This is a genomic window from Thalassotalea sp. PS06 (assembly GCF_007197775.1).
GTDB lineage: Bacteria > Pseudomonadota > Gammaproteobacteria > Enterobacterales > Alteromonadaceae > Thalassotalea_A.
Map to the genome: position 1 here is coordinate 953,904 of NZ_CP041638.1, position 16,184 is coordinate 970,087.

Consider the following 16,184-nt stretch of genomic DNA (forward strand, 5'->3'; position numbering starts at 1 on the left):
AGAATGAAAGCACCTTGCAGGATTGGTATTGTTTTTGATGATTGTGAAAGGTTAAAAAAGCGAAGCATTAGCTTCGCTTTTTTGTTGGTTGGTCTACACAGCGGGGCGCTTTCTCTGGCTCATGATCAGCTTTTTCGTGTATTTGTCACGTGGGTTTTTTAAAACTTGCTCGGTTGCACCGGATTCAACCACTTCGCCATCTCGTAACACAATGATTTTATCGCTCAAGTGTTCGACGATATCCAAATCGTGCGAAATCAGCAGATAGGCCAGTCCCATCTGTTCCTGCAAATCGAGCAGCAAATTCATCATCTGCGCCCTTAGGGAAAGATCTAAGGCGGCAAGTGCCTCATCGAGTATTACCAGCTGTGGCTCAAGAATTATGGCTCTGGCAAGGGAGATTCGTTGCTTTTGACCACCTGAGAACATGTGCGGGTAGAAATGCATATGATCGGCAAGCATTCCAACTTTTTGCAAAGTCTGGCGAATATGTAATGTTCGCTCCTGAGGATCCATGCGGGTATTTAACAACAAAGGTTCTTCCAGTTGCTGTTTGATGGTCAGGCTGGGGTTTAAGGTATTGCCAGCATCCTGAAATATCATTCTTACATGCTGACAACGTTGCTTAAAATTACCGGTTTGTAAATGTTGGCCATTTAAGGTGATTTCGCCGGTTGTGGGGCGGGCAGCACCGACCAAAAGTTTGGCCAATACCGATTTTCCTGAGGCTATACCGCCGATAACCGCGAGTGTTTCTTTCGCTTCAAGCTTAAAGGACAACGGCTTTAAAACCGTATTCCACTCTTTTTTCCACCAGGTTGTATTTACCTTGTAGCGTTTACTAAGGTTGTTAACTTCAATCAGGCTTGGCATTAATAATCATCCTTGTGAGAAAAATGGCAACTAACCTGGTGACCATGAAAAGAACGAATCTGCGGTGCCGTTACACACTTTTTTCGGGCATTTGGGCATCTTGGCCCCAAGCGACAGCCAATCGGTAAGTGCTGTAATACCGGGATTGATCCCGGCAATGTTTCCAGATGCGCCTTTTTTTGCCACTGCAATTGCGGTTTTGGCGTACTGGCGATCAATGCCTTGGTATATGGATGGAATGGCGTTCTGAAAATCTGTGATGTTGTGCCGGCTTCTACAAACTGTCCCGAATACATCACCGTCAGATAGTCTGTCCAGTGACTGATTTTATCCAGCTCATGACTAATTAGCAGAACCGACATGTTTTTTAGCTGGTTTAAGCTTGCTAACAAGCGAAATATTTGCGCTTGATTCGCCGATTCCATAGATGCTGTTGGTTCATCGGCAATAAGCAGTTTTGGCTGGCGTGCTAGTGCCATTGCGATCATTACCCGCTGACAAAGGGTGGTCGTAAGTTGGTGAGGATAGGATTTTGCAACCAGCGTGTGTTTTTTAATGCCGACCTTGTGTAACAACTTGATGGCTGCGATTCGGCGTTGCTGCGCTTTTTGCCAGAAATACCCTGAAAGTTGCTTACTATCTATTGCTTCTTCAATTTGTTCGCCAATGGTGTTGGTAGGATCCAGACAACTCATTGGTTCCTGGAAAATTATTGCGATATCACGGGTGATAATTTTCTTGCGCTCTTCGAGGCTGAGCCTCAATAAATCGGTCCCCTGCCAGTGAAAACGATCCGCTTCTACTTTCCATTTGTCATCTAATACCCCCATGATCGCCTTAGCCAAGAGGGATTTACCGCTGCCGGATTCGCCAACCAAACCTCTGAACTCACCTTCTTTTAGTGACAAACTGACCCGGTCTACCGCCTGAATCGGTTCGGCGACATTCTGTAGGGTGATACTTAGGTTTTTAATGTCCAGTAAGTTCATTAGTTCTCTTTTTGCAGCTTTAATGAATGGCGCAATCCTTCACCAACCAAGTTGGTTACGACTACCGCGATTAAAATTGCCAGCCCCGGTAAATAGGTGGTCCAGGGAGCGGTATAAAATCGATCCAGGCTATTGGCTAGCATCGAGCCCCATTCAGGCAATGCAACAGGAGCACCAAGCCCTAAAAAGCCTAGCGCGGCAATATCGAGAATGGCTGCTGATTGGGCGAGTGTCGCCTGAATAATAATTTTGTCAATAATATTCGGGTATATGGATGTGACTAATACCCTCAGCTCTGATGCACCATCCAAAATGGGGATTAGTACATAGCCTTTTTGCTGTTCTTCCTTGATCGCATTGCGGGTAATGTGAATAAATTGCGGAATTAACACCAGTCCAATTGCCCAGAGCACGTTGGTTAATCCAGGCCCAAGAATGGCGACGATAATAATTGCCAGCAGTAATGATGGCATGGATAACACAACATCAAGAAAATGAGTAAGAAGGCTCGCTTTGAGACCACGGGTTAGGGCGGATATGGAACCAATAACCACCCCAATTACCAAAGCCAGAATAACGACGATGATACTCAATCCGAAGGTTAGCGCGGTACCTTGCACCAGGCGAGACAACATGTCACGTCCCAAATCATCGGTGCCAAGCAAATAACTGATATCGCCATTTTCATTCCAGGCCGGTGGCATTAACAGCATATCGAGATTGTTTTCCATCGCTGAATGCGGGGTAATAAAGGTGCCGAATATTGCTAACAATACTAACAGCACATAGCACCCTAAAGCCCAAATAGCTACGGGCGTAGATTTAAAGGTCAGCCAGAGTTGCTTGATTGGCGACGGAAACTCTTCTTCGAGATAAATCTTATCGCGTGCCATGGCGGGTATACCTTTCTACTGGATTTAAGCCGGCATAAATAAAGTCGGCAAGGATATTGATAAAGAAAGTGAAACTGGCGAGCGCGATTAAGCCTCCCTGGATAGCGGTATAATCCCGCTGGAAAATACTGTCGATTAACCAACTGCCAGCCCCTTGCCAGTCAAAAATAACCTCGGCAATCATCGCTAATGTCATTAAGTTAGCGAACTGTAATCCCATATCACGAATAATTTTTACTAAGGCATTACGAATTCCGTGATGATAAATGATTTTTGTGGTGGATAAGCCTTTGGCTTTTGCCGCTTTGATGTAATTTGAATCCAATACCTCCAGCATTGAGGTACGCGACAGGCGAATAAAGATGGTCATGGGAGCTACCGCAACGGCGATGGCTGGCAGCACCAGGTGTTGCAGGGCATCTGAAAATGCCTGCCAGCGATACGGGGAATCGCTGATTAGGATATCGATAATTTTAAAGCCGGTAACCTGTTCAATTTCAAATAGCAGATTGAGTTGGCCTGATGATGGAAACCAGGGCAGGATAATCGAAAATACCAGAATTAGGATCAGAGACAGCCAGAATACCGGTAGTGAATAACCGACCATCGCCAGAACCAGAATGCTTTTGTCCGCAAGTTTATTATGGAAAATAGCGGCGATAAACCCTAGCGGTATACCGAACAACATGGCCAGAAACAATGCCGCCAGGCTCAGTTCAATGGTGGCGGGTAAATAGGTAACTAGTTCCGAGCTAATCGGGTTTTGGGTGGACATGGAAACGCCCAGATTTCCGTTGAACAGCTCTCTTAAGTACGCAAGGTACTGAAAGAATACCGATTGGTCCATGCGATAAACCTGCTCATATTCCGCAAGTTGTGCTTCGTTGGCATTGACCAGACCGGTGATGTTAACGATCGGCGAACCCGGGAAGAAGTAGTTCAGGCTAAAGGCTACCAGGGTTAGCATTAGCAACGTAAAAAACAGCAGGTTGAGGCGGCGCAGGGCAAAATTCATCATTGCTCTTCACCTTCTTTTGGCTGCTTACTGGCATCGGCAAAACTGATGCCACCAAATGGCGCCAGAATATTCCCTTGTACGGTCTCAATTTTAGCCTGTGCCCTTTTCGCATGGGCAATGGTTAATAGCGGCAGCTCTTCAGCAAGCAACTCCTGAGCCTGTAAGTAAAACTGACGACGTTTGCGGTTATCTCGGGTTAACAGGGCTTTAGCAAGCAATTCATCAAATTCCTGGTTACACCAAAAACTACGATTACTACCAGAGCGAGCACTGGAGCAACTCAACAATGGCGAAAAGAAGTTGTCAGGATCGGGATGATCTGCGGCCCAGCCGATTAGTACCGATTGATGTTCTCCATCGGCTAATTTTCTTAAAAAGGTTGCCCACTCATAAGTAATGATATTGACATTGATGCCGACTTTCGCGAGATCTGAGCGGATAAGCTTTGCCATTTTCATGGCATTAGGGTTATAGGCGCGTTGTACCGGCATTGCCCAAAGATCCAGGGTAAAGCCCTGGCTGAGTCCGGCATCGTCGAGCAGTCCTCTGGCTTGTTCGGGCGAGTAGGGTAATAGTTCACTGGGTTTTTGATATGCCCAGGAAGCGCTAGGCAAGAGTGAATGAGCAATCTCAGCCTGGTCATAATACACGGCATTGATTATCGCCTGGCGGTTTATCGCTAAAGATACCGCTTTTCGAACTACCGGATTATCGAATGGTGGCTTGGCGGTATTAAACGCCATAAATGCCACATTAAATGAGGTGACTTCTTCTAACCGTAAATCATCGCGGCTGCGTATTTCCTGTGGTGCGATTGGGTACGAAATAACATCGCATTCATGGGTCAATAGTTTGGTCAGGCGGCCAGTGTTATTCGGGGTAATGTTGTAGATTAACTTTTCGATTGCTACGTCATGAGCCCAGTAATTGTCATTACGTTGAAAACGAATCAAAGCGTTACTGCGATATTCTCGATACATGAACGGACCGGTGCCGATTGGCAGTGAATCTAACATAGGTAGCATGCCAGGGTAATCTTCGGCGAGTAGCTGGTCGGCGTATTCTTTGGAGAGTATCACCGCAAACGGGGCGCCAACATTCGATAAAAATGACGAATTTGGTCGGGTCAGTTTAAAGCGAACCGTGTAGTCATCTATCTTTTCGATATCCCCAACAAGCTGTGAGAAATTAATGCTTTGGAAGAAAGGGAAGTTGCCACGTACAGATTTATGAAATGGATTGTCTTTATCGAGAATGCGCTGAAAACTGAAAATGACGTCATCAGCATTGAGATTACGAGTCGGGGTAAAATAGCGGGTGTCATGGAATTGCACGTCTTTACGCAAATAAAAGGTGACCATGGTCCCGTCATTGGTAACGTGCCAGGACCTGGCGAGTGATGCTTCTAATTGGTAATTATCTGGATTAAATTCGATGAGTCGGTTATAGAGTTGCCGGGTTGTTGCATCTATGGTGGTACCGGAAGTGACTAATTGTGGGTTAAAGGATGTAGGTGATCCCTCCGAACAATACACGAGACCATCGGCAAAAATTGATTTTTCATAATCTACGGGTTCGCATGCGCTGATGAGAACTATCATCAGCACCATAAAACCGGCAGAACGAATTGTTAACAGGTTATGACTCATCACTGTCACTACTATCCAACAAATTGTACTTTTTCAAATACCCACGTAGTTGATGATACGTTAATTCCAGGGCCTGAGCTGTTTTTTTCTGATTGAACTGATTTGCTGCCAATGCATCTTTAATTAATTTGATTTCGTAATGTTGAGAAAGGCTTTTCAAAGAAACCGGATATTCGACAGTTTCTGCAACCTCATGAGGTGCAGGCTTGGTATCATTGACGCTTGTTAATGCCGCGCTTTCCTGAGCCGGTGGCGCGCTAACCTGACGGTCTGCGGTTTTCACCCTGGCGGCTGGACGGTAGGGCGACTCAAACGGATCGATAACTAACGTATTGACAGGAATATGCGGATTATTGTGACGATAAACGCTGCGCTCAACCACATTCTTCAATTCCCGGATATTACCAGGCCAATGGTATTCTAACAGCGCACGTTTGACTTTCTCATTGAAGCCGGAGAAAAGTTCGAATTCTAATTCCCGGGCCATATTAATCGCAAAATGTTCAGCAAGAATGAGAATGTCTTCCTGGCGTTCTCGAAGCGGTGGCAGGGTAATTACGTCGAAGGCAAGACGGTCCAATAAGTCAGCCCGAAATTCACCTTTATCGGCAAGTGTTGGTAAATCTTCATTGGTTGCGGCAATTAACCGTACGTCGGTTTTAATGGTACGTGAGCCACCAACCCGTTCAAATTCTCCGTATTCGACAACCCTTAATAACTTTTCCTGGATTAAGCCGGATGTATTGGCAAGCTCATCAAGAAACATGGTACCGCCATCGGCTTTTTCAAACCGTCCTTCATGGCGTTTGCTGGCGCCAGTAAACGCGCCGCTCTCGTAACCAAACAATTCACTTTCTAACAGGTTTTCATTAAGCGCAGCACAATTAAGCTTAAGGTAGTTTTGATCCCAGCGCTTAGACAGGTAATGCAAACGCGCCGCAACCAGCTCTTTACCGGTTCCGCGCTCGCCAATTAACAGAACCGGTTTCGACAAAGGTGCAACTTGAGATATGTGCTCAAGTACTTCGAGAAAACTATTGGACTGGCCAATTAAATTGTCCTGTTGTTTAAAGCGACTCATGATCGTCCTAATTATTAGTTTATTTCACTAACAAATAGTGTATTTTATTAAAGCGTCACAGAGAAGTTTTTTTTATCTTTTCTTTAACCCTATGAAAAACAGGGGGTTGCAGAGTTTTTTAAAGTTGGCATCAATCATGAATAATAATACCCAGTCATTCGTTATTTATGTCATAAATGGCGAAATTGAAACAACTAAATCAATAAAATGAGGTAATCATTATGGGTGTTTTTTCAAGATTTACAGATATTATCAACTCTAACATCAATAGTCTGTTGGACAAGGCTGAAGATCCAGAAAAAATGGTGCGCTTAATCATTCAGGAAATGGAAGATACCCTGGTTGAAGTTCGTTCCTCATCAGCGAAAACGTTAGCAGACAAAAAAGAGCTGACTCGTCAACTATCTAAACTGCAGGCCGATGCTGAGCAATGGCAACAAAAAGCTGAGTTAGCATTAAGCAAAGGTCGTGAAGATCTTGCAAGGTCGGCTCTGGTAGAACGCAAGAAGTGTGAAGAGGCGGCAGCGTCTTTAAGCGATGAGCTCGGTCACTTTGATGATCACATCGCAAAGCTTCAGGATGAAATTGCTCAGTTACAGGAAAAACTTGCCGATGCGAAAGCGCGTCAGAAAGCTATCGTACTGCGCGGTAAAACCGCATCTTCACGTCTTAAAGTGAAGAGCAAACTCGATTCTGGCAAGGTAGATGATGCGCTGTCACGTTTCGATCGCTATGAGCGTAAAATTGATGACTTAGAAGCTCAGGTTGAATCTTACGACTTAGGTTCAAAATCACTGGCGGACGAAATCGCAGAGCTGGAAAAAGACGAAAGTGTAGATAGTGAACTGGAAGCACTGAAAGCGAAACTTAGTCCGAAAAAGAAACCGGCGGCGAAAAAACCAAGCACCACTAAGAAGTAATCTGGTTTTAGAAAAGGAGAATTATCGTGGAAGAGTTATTAATGGTACCAATCATCCTGTTTATGGCTATTGTCGCGCCTATCTGGTTGGTTCTGCACTATCGCTCAAAGCGGCAAATTAGTCAGGGGTTAACAGAGGACGAGTATCAGCAATTATCAGAGCTTTCTGATCTAGCCGACAAAATGGCGGCGAGAATCAAAACTCTGGAAGCGATTTTAGATGCTGAAACCCCTGATTGGAGGGATAAGGTATGAGTAAGGGCAGAGGCGAATTATTTCGCGATCCGCAAAAAGGCAAGCTAGGTGGCGTATGTGCCGGTATTGCTGACTATTTTGGCTGGGAAACCTGGTTAGTGCGGATTTTAGTGGTCTCTGGTGTACTTTTAGGAATGGGCTGGTTTGTAATTTTGTATATTGCAGGTTGGTTTATCCTGGATAAAAAACCAAACCGCAAATCTGCCAGTGAGATTCACGAAAACTTTAAGCAAAAGATTGAAGAAGACGAAATCGTTAATGAACACATTAAGGTTAAGTCGAGAATCTGGCAATCTGGTGAACCACCAAAGCAGGCGTTTCGTGACATCCGTACCAAGTTCCATACTCTGGAAACACAACTGCAGAGCATGGAGCGATACGTGACTTCTGCGGAATTCACCGTTTCACGCGAAATCAATAAGTTATAATGTAAAAAGCCAGGAACAAGTTCCTGGCTTTGTGATTTCACAACTACGCTAGCATTTCTTTTCAACACTATTTTTTTCACATACATTAAATAGTTAGTCCCTAAGCTCAAAATTATTCCATGGCAATCATTAATCGAAAAAAACTGTCTGCGCTGAAACATAAAGTGCAGTCCACCGCCAGTGACCTGTTAAACCGCAGTCTGGATCAGCACGTTAATCTTGCCGTGACGGGTTTGAGTCAAAGTGGGAAAACCGCTTTCATCACCTCGTTAGTGAATCAACTAGTGAATGAAGGGCATGGTAAACCGTTAAGTTTTTTCAATGCCGTCCATGAGGGCCGGTTTATCGCCGCGAAACGCGTACCACAACCAAACTTACAAATCAGCCGCTTTGATTATGATGCGGGTATGGCAAAACTTGGTGAGGAAGAACCGCTATGGCCTGAGCCTACTCGCAGTATTTCACAAATTCGTTTAGCGATTCGCTATACACCTCAAGATTCCATGCTTAAATATGCGTCGCAAATGTCGACCTTATATTTAGATATTACCGACTACCCGGGTGAGTGGTTATTAGATTTACCCATGCTCAAGCAAAATTACCGTCAATGGTCAGAATATATGACTGAGCTTTTGACCTCTGAACCCCGCTTTGCATTTGCTGAAGCATTTTTGAAAAAGGTTGAGCAGATAGACCCTCTCGCGGCTTTGGGCGAAAAAAAGTTGGCGGAATTGGCACAAGAGTACACCGCATTGTTGTTGAGATACCGTCACGAACTTGGGCTGTCGGTGATTCAACCGGGGCGCTTTATTCTGCCGGGAGAGCATCAAGGGGCACCAATTTTGCAATTTGTACCTTTTCCATTTTTCGACCGCTTGTCCGAACAGGACATAAGCAATGCTGATCAGCAAAGCCTGGTGAAAATGTGTGAGGCAAGGTATCAGGAATATCGGGATGCCATTGTTGGCAAATTCTACAAACAGCATTTTGTGAATTTTGACCGCCAGATTATTCTCGCTGACTGCCTGACACCGTTAACCAATGGTCCAATGGCGTTTAACGATTTACAACAGGCTATTGCCTTAATCATGGAAAGTTTTTCTTATGGCAAATCGAATATTCTCAGACGCTTATTTGCACCTAAGATAGATCGTATTCTGTTTGCGGCGACAAAGGCCGATCATGTTACCAGTGATCAACACCAGAATATGACGACACTGCTTGAACAGGTGATTATCAAGGCGAAAAAATTACTCAGTTTTGATGGTATCAAAATGAAAACCTTATCGATTGCCTCGATACAATGCACTGAGCAAGGCAAGAGTGAATATCAGGGTAAAGAGCTGCCGGTATTAAAAGGCAAGCGTCTTGATAACAACCAAGTTATCACTTTGTTTCCAGGTTCAGTACCGGCAAAGTTACCGCAACCAAGTTTCTTCAGTCAGAATACCTTTAACTATATTCAGTTTAAGCCGATGCAAGCGGTTGATGAGCATCAGGCGTTGCCTCACATTCGCCTTGATCAGGTATTGCAGTTTTTATTGGGAGATAAACTGAAATGAGCCAGTCCGATAAATTTAAACAACCTGATTTTCAGCAACAGATATTATTTTCCAATAGCGATACAAAATCGCCCGAATCTGAGCAACCTGACACTCCTGTGATCTTACCGGAAGAAGCCTGGCAGGCGGTGGATGAAATCTTTGAAGACCACGAACAAGAGCTGCCGAAAAAACGACCGAATTGGCTATGGCGCATTGCCGGTGTCAGTTTTGCCGGCGTTGTGACTTATGAACTAGTGGATTTTTTTATATCCGGTTTTGCCTCTTCACCTTTGATCACCGGTGTATATGCGTTACTTGCCGGTTCCATTGGCACTATCGCATTGTTAACCCTATTCAAAGAACTCAAAGGCTTGCGTCAATATCGCCGTCAACAAAACTATCAACATCAGGCCGAAGCATTTTTACAGCACCAGGGGCAGGGTGATAGTCGCAAGTTTTGCCAGAGCGTTACGCAACGACTGCCAATCGATAGTGTTGAGACCTTGCATCAACAGTGGCTGGATAGCCTCAGTGAGCATTTAAATGATGAAGAAGTCGTTACCCTTTATTCAAGGCAGGTTTTATCGGAAGTAGATAAACAGGCGATGGAGCAGGTAGCTAAATTCTCTAGCGAAGCGGTTGTGCTGGTCGCCATTAGCCCCATTGCCCTCGTCGATATGATGGTACTATTGTGGCGTAATCTGCGAATGCTCGATAAAGTTGCCGGGTTATACGGAATTCGCCTTGGTTATTGGAGTCGAATTAGCCTGATTAAGCAGGTATTCGTCAATATGGTTTATGCCGGTGCCAGTGAAATCATTGCTGATATCGGTGTAGACATGCTGGGGGTAGAAACGTTAGGTAAACTTTCGACCCGCTTAGCACAAGGTCTGGGGGCCGGTATGCTTACCGCGAAACTCGGTATTCGCACCATTAAATTATGCCGTCCGGTTCCCTTTGTGGAAAATCCTCCGGGCATAAAGCAAGTTCGTCGCCAGATAGTCGGGCAAGTCAGGCAACTAATGAGCAAAGCGGCTGCAAAATAATATCGGTGTGCGGTAGTCTTACCTACTTGGTTGATAAATTGGTTGAAGGCGAATTCATTAACCAGGCAGGAATATCAACAATCAGGCCTAAACCGGGTTAATAAATTATCGAAAACTCGCGCATGCTTGCAAATCCAGAAACCTGATAACTGCTGGTTTTACAGGCGCTTCAGTGTGGTGTATCTAATTCCTTACAGCCTATAAAAATCATCAAACCCAATTCGTTTCTCTTCTAATCGGACATTTCTTACTATTAAAGCATAAAGTCGCAAACCCCCTGTATCTGCTGAGATCCTTAGATCTCAGTTATAAACAAAATAATTCGATACCTCAGGAGGTTTGCCAATAAACCTGAAACATCAGGGCAACAAGATAGGAATAGAAGTTTAATATGGCTAAGAACACAAAATATGTGTCAAAAGCAGCCGACGAGAATGGCATTATTAGCTGGACCGAACAAGAAAATCGGATCTGGCAAAAGCTTTATGCGCGACAAATAGACTGTATCCAGGACAAAGCTTGTCAGGAATACCTGGACGGCTTGGCATTACTGGATTTACCCACCGACCGCGTACCACAACTTGAGGAAGTTAGTAAGGTATTGAGACAAACGACCGGCTGGCAGTGTGCCCAGGTTCCGGCGTTAATAGGATTTGGCGAGTTTTTTAAACTACTTTCCGAGAAAAAATTTCCGGTCGCCACCTTTATTCGTAGTGAAGAGGAATTCGATTACTTACAAGAACCAGATATTTTTCATGAGATATTTGGCCATTGTCCTTTATTAACTAATCCGGCGTTTGCCAACTTTACCCAGACATATGGCCAGTTAGGCCTGAATGCCAGTAAAGAAGACCGGGTATTTTTAGCCCGTCTATACTGGTTTACGGTAGAGTTTGGGTTATTGCAAACCGAGAACGGTTTAAAAATTTATGGCGGCGGTATTTTGTCCTCTCCCGGCGAGACACAATACGCGATGCATGATGAAAGCCCGTTGCGCAAACCTCTCGATGTGCTTGATGTATTGCGGACTCCGTATCGCATTGACATCATGCAGCCAATTTATTTCCTCCTGGAAAATATTAATCAATTGGACGATATCAGTAATCTGGACTTAATGGCGCTCGTAGAACAAGCCAAACAGCTTGGCTTACACGAACCATTATTTGCCCCAAAAATTATTCAACAAGCGAGTTAACTCATGACAGAACAATTAAAAACTCAGGTTTGTGAAGCCTGTCGCGCGGATGCGCCGAAAGTAAGCGAAGAAGAATTAGCACAATTAATCAAACAAATTCCAGATTGGGTTCCGGTCGTTCGTGACGACGTAATGATGTTAGAGCGTGAATACAAGTTTAAAAACTTCAAGCTGGCATTGGCATTTGCCAATCAAGTGGCAGAGCTTGCTGAAGCAGAATTCCATCACCCCTCGATTTTATTAGAGTGGGGCAAGGTGACAATTACCTGGTGGACACACGCGATTCATGGTCTGCACAAAAACGATTTTATTTGTGCCGCTAAAACCGACGAATTACTGTCCTAAATACCGTTACCACGACAATTTTAAGCAATCGAAAGAAAAAGCTCCCATGTGGAGCTTTTTTTTTGTAAAATTTGGTTTACAGTCAAAGCCCCCTTTAGGAATCGCAACGTGCGCTTACAAATTACGTGTCAGGACCGTGTAGGTATCGCTCAGGAAGTCTTAGCCATTCTTGTCGAAAGAGAAATTAATTTAAAAGGCATTGATGCCATCACTGAGTCTGGTGAGATTTATGTTCATATACCGGATCTGGAGTTTTCGCAGTTGCAGGATTTCATGCCGCAATTGCGATTGGTTGATGGTGTCGTTGATGTCAAAACCACCACTCACATGCCTTCAGAGCGAGAGCATAACCTGCTGGAAACCATCGTTCGAACCCTGCCCGATCCTCTGATCTCTATTGATGTTCGCGCCAATGTTTATGGTCTGAACGAATTAGCGGAGCAAAAACTTGGTCAAAGCGAAGCGGAAATTGTTGGTCAGCCGATCAGCCATTTTATTAAAGGCTTTAACTTCTCCAAATATCTCGATAGTGGTGAGATCCTTCCCCATACCCGAAAATTGCGTTTGCATGATGAAGATTATGTTGCCGATATCCTACCGATTTATGTGCCAGGGGAAGACCGTGAAGAGGTATTTACCGGTGCCTTGTTAATGCTGAAATCGGAAGCGCGACTTGGTCAGCAAATAAGCGCGTTTAAGCATCCTAAGGGTAATGACTTTGTTGGTATTCAGGCAAGCTCCTCGCAAATGCGCAAAGTTATTCGCGAAGCGCGCCGTATGGCAGGCCTCGATTCGGCAATGCTAATTCAGGGGGAAACCGGAACCGGTAAAGAGCTTTTGGCTCGTTGTTGCCACAATGCCAGCGATCGCAGTGATCGTCCATTTATGGTGCTTAACTGTGCAGCATTGCCCGATGATGCGGCAGAAACCGAGTTATTTGGTAAATACCTTAGTGACGGCCAGAATAAGAAAGGTCTTTTTGATTTGGCTGATGGCGGTAGTGTTTTCCTCGATGAAGTCGCGGAAATGTCACCTAAACTTCAAACCAAACTGATTCGTGTTCTCCAGGACGGCAGCTTCCGTCGCATTGACGATGAAAACGAAATCAAAGTCAATGTTCGTATCATCTGTGCAACCAATAAGGATTTACTGGAACTGGTACAAAAAGGTGAATTCCGCGAAGATTTGTATTATCGATTAAACGTTCTTGGAGTCACGATTCCGGCATTACGTGATCGCCGAGCGGATATTATCCCTCTGGCAGAGACGTTTTTGAGTAAATCAGCAAAGCTTAACCATCGTGGTGAAATGTTTATTGACGAAGAGTGCCGGGAATTTTTGGAACACTATCCTTGGCCGGGTAACGTTCGCCAATTAGAGAATGTCATTCTTCGGGCTGCGTCATTGGTGGAAGGGGACACGATCAGTATCGAGCATTTACAACTGCCAAACTTTACCCGTGATCATGGGTATCTGGAACAAGAATTTACTGGCACCCTGGAAGATGCGGTGAAAGGTTTCGAAGCCGACCTGCTTAGAAAGCTTTATCCTGCATACCCAAGTACAAGGCAATTGGCGAAAAAACTCAGCTTGAGCCATACCGCCATTGCCAATAAGCTGCGTGAATATAATATCAATAAGAAGACGGTTAAAATCTAGTTAAGTAACGAGGCTGATGCCTCGTTATTTTTTTAGAGGGAGACTCCGTCGAGGGAGATAACCCTGTCACTAACAGGTTATCGGGGATGATTAACATCGACGAGGACGTTTTCGAAAGTTTTTGCTCCCTTTTTTGTATACTTTGGTTTACGAAATGCCGTTTTGAATCGTAAACATATAGGCACATTATCGGCTACAACCGCACCTCAGCTATTTTGGTCAAGCTAGTGTTTTCACGTACACTTTGCCCCAATATATTCAATTATCATAACTAACGATTATCGTCGGGTTTATCCCTATATCTTTGATAATCCGTAATCTGTGGAAGAGATATCTAAATGAAACTTGCAACATTAAAAAACAATACGCGTGACGGCCAGTTAGTCGTCGTTTCTCGTGATTTAAGCAAAGCAGTAAGCGTTGCGGATGTTGCCGCTACTATGCAGGCACTTATCGATAACTGGGCAGAATTATCGCCAAAATTAGAGTCTGTATATGCAGATCTTAATTCTGGAAACCGTGCGGATGGTTTTGACTTTGTTGAGGCAGATTGTGAATCGCCGTTACCACGTGCCTATCAATGGGCTGACGGAAGTGCCTATGTGAACCACGTTGAATTGGTTCGTAAAGCGCGAAATGCCGAAATGCCAGAAACTTTCTGGACCGATCCGTTGATGTATCAAGGTGGTTCCGATGCATTCATTGGCCCACGTGACAATATTGAAATGGGTTCCACCGAGTGGGGCATCGACTTTGAATCAGAAATCGCTGTTATTACCGATGACGTGCCGATGGGCGCAACCCCGGATGAAGCAGAGCAACACATTAAATTGTTGATGTTAGTAAATGACGTATCGTTAAGGAACCTGATCCCGGGTGAGTTAGCAAAAGGCTTTGGTTTTTTCCAGTCAAAACCATCCAGCGCGTTTTCTCCGGTTGCAGTAACACCTGATGAACTTGGTGATGCATGGAACGGTAAAAAACTGGCCTTGCCACTAGTTACGCATTTAAACGATGAGCTATTTGGTAAGCCAAATGCCGGCGTTGATATGACCTTTGACTTTCCAACTATCGTTGCCCATGCCGCAAAAACTCGTCCTTTGGGTGCTGGCTGTATTGTCGGTTCAGGCACTATTTCTAATTATGACCGCAGTGCAGGTTCGAGCTGTCTAGCAGAAAAACGCATGCTTGAGATTATTGCCGACGGTCAGGCATCAACGCCGTTCATGCAATTTGGTGATAAAGTCCGCATTGAAATGTTCGATGCTAATGGCGACTCAATTTTTGGTTCCATTGATCAGACGGTCGTTGAATATAAGAAGTAATATCTAAAACACACCAAGGACCAGAGCGCAAACTCTGGTCTCTTAACGAGGAGTGACACATGCTTTCTTTATACGGATATTGGCGTTCATCGGCAGCATATCGTGTGCGCATTGCTCTCAATCTTAAAGAGCTTGAACATCAACTGATTTCGGTTCATCTGGTAAAAAATGGCGGCGAACAACATAGCCCTGACTACATTTCACTAAATCCAAATGAGTTGGTGCCGACGTTAATCGATGGAGATTTCAAGCTCAACCAATCAATGGCGATCCTCGACTATCTTGACGATAAATACCCACAATCACCGTTATACCCCAAAGGGCGAGAGCAAAAAGCTGAAGTGCAGGCACTTGCTTTGGACATCGCCTGTGATCTGCACCCATTAAATAATCTTCGGGTGTTAAATTATTTAAGCGAGGAATTATCGGCTGAAGCAGAGCAAAAATCAGCCTGGTATAAGCATTGGATAGAAGTCGGTTTTCGGAGTCTGGAAAAACGATTGGCTGAGACCGCAGGTAAGTATTGCTATGGCGATCAAATTACTGTGGCCGATTTATGTTTGATTCCACAGGTTTACAATGCCAATCGCTTTAACGTCGATTTATCACCTTTCCCGCATATCCAACAGATAAATGATAATTGTCTGCAACTAGACGCTTTTATTAAAGCCATTCCTGAAAATCAGCCGGACGCAACGGTTTAGATTATCTTTAGATAGTTAATACCAATCAAATTAAATTATTGCTCACTTAGTGTGATTGGTATAACTCATTGATTTGATGGTTATCTGTCGTTTTTCATTTTCCTTTTTTCCACCGTTAACTAAGCTAATAAAATAGGGTAGTATTTTATAAACCGTAAGTAATTTATCAGTATCATCGAATTCTGATCGGTGGGGTAATGCCATTCCACATTAATTTCTGCTCACTTAGCAAATTCTCGGAAGGGTAACATTCACAAATCA

At 44.3% G+C, this 16,184-nt stretch carries 16 protein-coding genes; 10 read left to right on the top strand and 6 right to left on the bottom strand.

Annotation, left to right across the window (positions count from 1 at the left end; genetic code table 11):
* Positions 1-93: 93 nt before the first annotated feature.
* Genes FNC98_RS04160 through pspF form a run of 6 tightly spaced genes read right to left on the bottom strand, consistent with a single transcriptional unit; the run spans position 94 to position 6,503 of the window.
* A complete protein-coding gene (locus tag FNC98_RS04160) occupies positions 94-873 on the bottom strand; it encodes an ATP-binding cassette domain-containing protein (protein WP_143580078.1) in 780 nt (259 codons plus the stop codon).
* Positions 873-1,862 (bottom strand): oligopeptide/dipeptide ABC transporter ATP-binding protein, encoded by a 990-nt coding sequence (locus tag FNC98_RS04165; protein ID WP_143580079.1) that lies wholly within the window; start codon positions 1,860-1,862, stop codon positions 873-875. The genes FNC98_RS04160 and FNC98_RS04165 overlap by 1 nt, the downstream gene beginning before the upstream one ends.
* Positions 1,862-2,755, bottom strand: a complete 894-nt coding sequence (locus FNC98_RS04170) for an ABC transporter permease subunit (protein ID WP_143580080.1) — start codon at positions 2,753-2,755, stop codon at positions 1,862-1,864. The genes FNC98_RS04165 and FNC98_RS04170 overlap by 1 nt, the downstream gene beginning before the upstream one ends.
* Complete coding sequence (locus FNC98_RS04175; protein WP_143580081.1) at positions 2,742-3,773, bottom strand: ABC transporter permease; 1,032 nt, start codon at positions 3,771-3,773, stop codon at positions 2,742-2,744. The genes FNC98_RS04170 and FNC98_RS04175 overlap by 14 nt, the downstream gene beginning before the upstream one ends.
* A complete protein-coding gene (locus tag FNC98_RS04180; RefSeq protein WP_143580082.1) occupies positions 3,770-5,422 on the bottom strand; it encodes an ABC transporter substrate-binding protein in 1,653 nt (550 codons plus the stop codon). The genes FNC98_RS04175 and FNC98_RS04180 overlap by 4 nt, the downstream gene beginning before the upstream one ends.
* A complete protein-coding gene (pspF, locus tag FNC98_RS04185; RefSeq protein ID WP_143580083.1) occupies positions 5,412-6,503 on the bottom strand; it encodes a phage shock protein operon transcriptional activator in 1,092 nt (363 codons plus the stop codon). Before pspF ends, FNC98_RS04180 begins: the two co-directional genes overlap by 11 nt.
* Before the next feature lie 221 nt (positions 6,504-6,724).
* Here pspF and pspA point away from each other — a divergent pair, with 221 nt between their 5' ends.
* The 10 genes from pspA (at position 6,725) to maiA (ending at position 15,923) form a co-directional block, all read left to right on the top strand.
* A complete protein-coding gene (gene pspA, locus FNC98_RS04190; protein WP_143580084.1) occupies positions 6,725-7,423 on the top strand; it encodes a phage shock protein PspA in 699 nt (232 codons plus the stop codon).
* 41 nt (positions 7,424-7,464) lie between these two features.
* Positions 7,465-7,677, top strand: a complete 213-nt coding sequence (gene pspB / locus FNC98_RS04195; protein ID WP_144035451.1) for an envelope stress response membrane protein PspB — start codon at positions 7,465-7,467, stop codon at positions 7,675-7,677.
* Positions 7,674-8,105 carry an envelope stress response membrane protein PspC gene (gene pspC / locus FNC98_RS04200; RefSeq protein ID WP_143580085.1) on the top strand — a complete coding sequence of 144 codons (432 nt, stop codon included), beginning with the start codon at positions 7,674-7,676 and terminating at the stop codon, positions 8,103-8,105. The genes pspB and pspC overlap by 4 nt, the downstream gene beginning before the upstream one ends.
* Before the next feature lie 119 nt (positions 8,106-8,224).
* Positions 8,225-9,667: a YcjX family protein gene (locus FNC98_RS04205; RefSeq protein ID WP_143580086.1), complete on the top strand. Its 1,443-nt coding sequence runs from the start codon at positions 8,225-8,227 to the stop codon at positions 9,665-9,667.
* Positions 9,664-10,695 (top strand): YcjF family protein, encoded by a 1,032-nt coding sequence (locus FNC98_RS04210; protein ID WP_143580087.1) that lies wholly within the window; start codon positions 9,664-9,666, stop codon positions 10,693-10,695. The genes FNC98_RS04205 and FNC98_RS04210 overlap by 4 nt, the downstream gene beginning before the upstream one ends.
* A gap of 391 nt (positions 10,696-11,086) precedes the next feature.
* The gene (gene phhA / locus FNC98_RS04215; protein WP_143580088.1) at positions 11,087-11,890 is read left to right on the top strand and encodes a phenylalanine 4-monooxygenase; all 804 of its coding nucleotides are present in this window, start codon (positions 11,087-11,089) and stop codon (positions 11,888-11,890) included.
* A gap of 3 nt (positions 11,891-11,893) precedes the next feature.
* Positions 11,894-12,235, top strand: a complete 342-nt coding sequence (locus FNC98_RS04220; protein ID WP_143580089.1) for a 4a-hydroxytetrahydrobiopterin dehydratase — start codon at positions 11,894-11,896, stop codon at positions 12,233-12,235.
* Positions 12,236-12,343: 108 nt separating this feature from the next.
* Positions 12,344-13,894, top strand: coding sequence for a transcriptional regulator TyrR (gene tyrR / locus FNC98_RS04225; RefSeq protein ID WP_143580090.1), 1,551 nt, complete (start codon positions 12,344-12,346; stop codon positions 13,892-13,894).
* A gap of 338 nt (positions 13,895-14,232) precedes the next feature.
* The gene (locus FNC98_RS04230) at positions 14,233-15,219 is read left to right on the top strand and encodes a fumarylacetoacetate hydrolase family protein (RefSeq protein WP_143580091.1); all 987 of its coding nucleotides are present in this window, start codon (positions 14,233-14,235) and stop codon (positions 15,217-15,219) included.
* Positions 15,220-15,278: 59 nt separating this feature from the next.
* Complete coding sequence (gene maiA, locus FNC98_RS04235; RefSeq protein WP_143580092.1) at positions 15,279-15,923, top strand: maleylacetoacetate isomerase; 645 nt, start codon at positions 15,279-15,281, stop codon at positions 15,921-15,923.
* The last annotated feature ends 261 nt before the right edge of the window (positions 15,924-16,184 follow it).

Bases quoted from the DNA above. Each gene is read 5' to 3' on its own strand.
- FNC98_RS04175 (WP_143580081.1), bottom strand. From the start codon at position 3,773: ATGATGAATTTTGCCCTGCGCCGCCTCAACCTGCTGTTTTTTACGTTG.
- pspF (WP_143580083.1), bottom strand. From the start codon at position 6,503: ATGAGTCGCTTTAAACAACAGGACAATTTAATTGGCCAGTCCAATAGT.
- maiA (WP_143580092.1), top strand. From the start codon at position 15,279: ATGCTTTCTTTATACGGATATTGGCGTTCATCGGCAGCATATCGTGTG.
- FNC98_RS04180 (WP_143580082.1), bottom strand. From the start codon at position 5,422: ATGAGTCATAACCTGTTAACAATTCGTTCTGCCGGTTTTATGGTGCTG.
- FNC98_RS04205 (WP_143580086.1), top strand. From the start codon at position 8,225: ATGGCAATCATTAATCGAAAAAAACTGTCTGCGCTGAAACATAAAGTG.
- phhA (WP_143580088.1), top strand. From the start codon at position 11,087: ATGGCTAAGAACACAAAATATGTGTCAAAAGCAGCCGACGAGAATGGC.
- pspC (WP_143580085.1), top strand. From the start codon at position 7,674: ATGAGTAAGGGCAGAGGCGAATTATTTCGCGATCCGCAAAAAGGCAAG.
- FNC98_RS04165 (WP_143580079.1), bottom strand. From the start codon at position 1,862: ATGAACTTACTGGACATTAAAAACCTAAGTATCACCCTACAGAATGTC.
- FNC98_RS04210 (WP_143580087.1), top strand. From the start codon at position 9,664: ATGAGCCAGTCCGATAAATTTAAACAACCTGATTTTCAGCAACAGATA.
- FNC98_RS04220 (WP_143580089.1), top strand. From the start codon at position 11,894: ATGACAGAACAATTAAAAACTCAGGTTTGTGAAGCCTGTCGCGCGGAT.
- FNC98_RS04230 (WP_143580091.1), top strand. From the start codon at position 14,233: ATGAAACTTGCAACATTAAAAAACAATACGCGTGACGGCCAGTTAGTC.
- FNC98_RS04170 (WP_143580080.1), bottom strand. From the start codon at position 2,755: ATGGCACGCGATAAGATTTATCTCGAAGAAGAGTTTCCGTCGCCAATC.
- FNC98_RS04160 (WP_143580078.1), bottom strand. From the start codon at position 873: ATGCCAAGCCTGATTGAAGTTAACAACCTTAGTAAACGCTACAAGGTA.
- pspA (WP_143580084.1), top strand. From the start codon at position 6,725: ATGGGTGTTTTTTCAAGATTTACAGATATTATCAACTCTAACATCAAT.
- pspB (WP_144035451.1), top strand. From the start codon at position 7,465: ATGGTACCAATCATCCTGTTTATGGCTATTGTCGCGCCTATCTGGTTG.